General features: G+C 67.6%; 2 protein-coding genes and 2 pseudogenes. 1 reads left to right on the top strand and 3 read right to left on the bottom strand.

Going from position 1 to position 3,224, the window contains the following annotated elements; all coding sequences use genetic code 11:
• A pseudogene (locus tag JOZ00_RS22580) lies at window positions 1-637 on the top strand (glycoside hydrolase family 27 protein); the annotation flags it as partial.
• Between the two features lie 15 nt (window positions 638-652).
• Here the strand turns inward: JOZ00_RS22580 and JOZ00_RS22575 are convergent.
• The 3 genes and pseudogenes from JOZ00_RS22575 to JOZ00_RS22565 form a co-directional block, all read right to left on the bottom strand.
• Entirely contained in the window at window positions 653-2,314 is a 1,662-nt protein-coding gene (locus JOZ00_RS22575) for a signal peptidase I (protein ID WP_293348295.1), read from the bottom strand.
• Window positions 2,315-2,408: 94 nt separating this feature from the next.
• Window positions 2,409-2,825, bottom strand: a complete 417-nt coding sequence (locus JOZ00_RS22570; protein WP_293348292.1) for a hypothetical protein — start codon at window positions 2,823-2,825, stop codon at window positions 2,409-2,411.
• A 208-nt stretch (window positions 2,826-3,033) separates the two neighbouring features.
• Window positions 3,034-3,224, bottom strand: a pseudogene (locus JOZ00_RS22565) (EamA/RhaT family transporter); the annotation flags it as partial.

Below are 3,224 nucleotides of genomic sequence, written 5' to 3'. Positions count from 1 at the left end.
CGGTACTCGCCCGATCTATGCCAACTCGGCCTACGCCACCTACCGCTGGGCTCGCCGGATCGCGGAGAGCTGGCGCACCGACACAGACATCGGCTTTCCCCACGCCGTTGAGTGGGTGAACGTGCTGCGCAATCTCGACCACGACGCCGCACATCCCGGCGCGGCCGGCCCCGGGCACTGGAACGACCCCGACTATCTCGGGCCGGAGCTCGGGATGACCAGCTCGCAAGCCGGCGCCCAGCTTTCGATGTGGGCGATGGTGGCGGCGCCGCTGATCCTCGGCTCAGACCCGCGGGCGCTCTCACCGGTCACGATCGCGATGCTGACAAACCGTGAGGTGATCGCGGTCGACCAGGATCCGCTCGGGATCCAGGGCACGATCGCCGACCAGCTCGGCTCGGGCCAGGTGTGGCGCAGGCTGCTGGCCGGCGGCTCGGTCGCGGTGGCGCTGTTGAACCGCGGATCAGCGCCGCTGAGGATCTCGACCAGTGCGCGCCGGGTCGGGCTGGCGGAATCCCGTGCCTACACGGTGCGAGATCTCTGGGCGCACCGGAGCACGAAGTCGGGCGGGGAGATCAGTGCGGTCGTCGCGCCGGACAGCGTCGTGCTCTACCGGGTGGCAGCGGTCGCGGGGTGAGGTGGCGTCGGTGTTTCAGGCCGCGGCTTCGACAGGAGCAGTGGCCTCGGACCACTCGCCCCAGATGACGTTGGACGGACGCACCTGGTAGCAGTACACCGTGCCCTCGTCGTTGACCATGTAGGTGTCGACGTTGGCGGCCCGGCTATGCAGGATCAGTCGCTGGCCGCTTTCCGCGAGCTTGGCCAGCGCCTTGATGTTCGCAACGTCGACCGGAGGCCAACCGAGATCCTCGCCGGCGACGATCGGGACGATCAGATCTCCGTACTGCGCCTGGATGCGAACGCTCTCTTCGAACGGCTCACCGCGCTTGCGCAGGTAGCAGAAGATCGTGGCGAGGATCGAGATCAGCAGGCCGCCGAGCGAGATCCAGCGCAGCCACGTGACCGCGACCGACACGCCGAACGCGGTGAAAGTGCCCGGAGCGCTCGCGCGCGTCGCGACGGCGTTCGTCTGGCTGGGCGCGTAGTTGGCCGGCCCGCTGGTCGGGGGCGCGCCCGGGGTGGCGCCGGCGGGGGCGGATCCGCTGGCCGGCGCAAGCTGATCTGACTGGAATTGGAAGCCCATTGCCGGCTCGTAACGGGCATCGATCGGATGGCCGGCGAGCGTTCCGGTCACGTGCACGACGGGCTCGACGGTGACCGAGAAGCTGCCGAACCCAGTCACGGCGGTCAACTTTTCGATCTCGGCCATGAGGGATTCCAGGTGCCCCAGGCTCAGCGTTACATCGGTGCTCGTCGCGCCCCCATCGAAGTGAGTGAGAGGCGTGAGCACGAAGCTCCTCGTCCAACCGCTCGGGCCGATGAGGTTGAGGAGAACCTCCTCGGTGCCGGCCACGAACGCCGGCGCGCCGCCACTGGTGAACCGGTAGGCGATGTGCACGTCGAGGTTGTGGACGAGCGAGAGGAAGATTGGATCGTTGGTCCGTATCCGGCCGTCCGGATAGACGGGGCCCCTGGGAACCCGCGCGCTGTAACCGAAGCTCACCTGCTGGGTGTACGGGGTGCCCCGGGTGACGGTTCGGCTCGCCGGCCGGGTGAACGCAAGCACCGCCAGCATCAGGAAAGCCGCCGCGGCGACGGCCGAGGCGGCGAGCAGGGCACCGAAGTTGATGAGGCGCGGAGCGCCGGGATCTCGAGGCGGGCTCACGAGTGGTGCTCCTCGGCTAGAGGACCCGGTTGCCTCTTGGCGCCGGCGGCGTCTGCGGCGCCGCTCCTTTTCGCCAAAGCTCGAGAGCAGTATGAGTCCGAGAAACCCGAACATGACGCCGTCGACCATCGGGGTGTGCAGCCAGTTCAGCAGCACGCCGGCGCGCGGCAGATGCACCCACAGCTTTCCGACCAGCTGCGAGCGCGTGGGATGCACCGGATCGAGGAAGTTGTTGTTGTCGCCCTTGAAGGTGTAGTGACCGCCGTGGATCGCCACGATGCGATGCATCACGACCATGTGCAGGAGCGAGCTGTGATACGCGACGACGTCTCCGACCTTGTACTGGCCGGCCGGCCGCACCAGCGCCAGGTCGCCGGTGTGGAACCGCGGCTCCATGCTGACGCCGTGGGTCGTGACGTACGTGGTGAAGCCGCCGATCCGCGATGGGGCAAGGTAGAACCACCCCAGGCCCACCAGGCCCAGGAAGATGCCGTTCAGGACGGCTACACGCGATCGGGTTCGCTTCACGAGGGCTCTTCACTTCGAACATCCGCAGTCGGTCGGCCGGGGAGGAGCGCGGCGGAAACCGCCGCGCTCCTCCCGGCCATCGAGCCGGTTGGCTCTAGTTGTTGGTGACGGCCACCTGAAGGCTGGTGGCGGCAGTCGTGGTCTCCGTGACGTCGCACGTCACGGTGGTGCTGGTGGTGCCGTCATAGGCCCCGGTCGGGATCACGCCGTTGGTGATGCCCGTATGGGCGCACAGGCCGAGGTTGGCGTTGTTGAACGCGAGCCTCAGCGTGTTGCCCTCCAGGTTACCGGTGAAGGTGAAGTTCACGTTGGTGATGCTGGTGCCGGTGGCGTTCAGCGTGTAGTTCACGTCGGTGACGGTCGCGCCGGCGACGGTCATCGTGCCGTAACCAGCGGTCGTGCCGTTGGTCACCGGGTTGCCGGTGATGCTGTTGGTGAACGCAGCACCGCCAGCGGCGAGGGCGGCGATCACCATGACCGCTGCGAGCACGCGCTTCCTGTTGCGCTTCATTGGTTTGACCTCCGTGTGGTCTTTGGCTTGCCCGCTGACCGGATGGTCATTCCAAAACGCCTAAGCCTCCGTTAGCAGCGGTTTTCTAAGCAATGTCATCGTCCGGACAAGTCGCACCCTAATCCGTAGTTTCTGCGGATGGGACCTGCGGGCTTTCCGGCTGGCGTCAGATTCGACGGTCTGATACCGCCCGGTTTGTGGAGGTTTGTTAGGTAACTGCCTGCCGGCCGCGGCGACTCGCAGGCCGACGGAGGCCGCCGGCGGTGCGGGCCAGGGCCACGCCGGCCAGGCACAGGGCGCCGCCGGGGAGCGCCATGAGCGGCGGGACCTCGGCCAGGAACGCCCACCCGAAGAGCAGGGCGAGCGGCGGCACCAGGTAGGTCGTCGAGCCCATGCGCC

The sequence above is a fragment of the Mycobacterium sp. genome (assembly GCF_019243155.1).
Lineage (GTDB): Bacteria > Actinomycetota > Actinomycetes > Mycobacteriales > Mycobacteriaceae > Mycobacterium.
The sequence above is the reverse complement of the archived record's forward strand: the minus strand, read 5'-3'. Positions and strand labels throughout refer to the sequence as shown.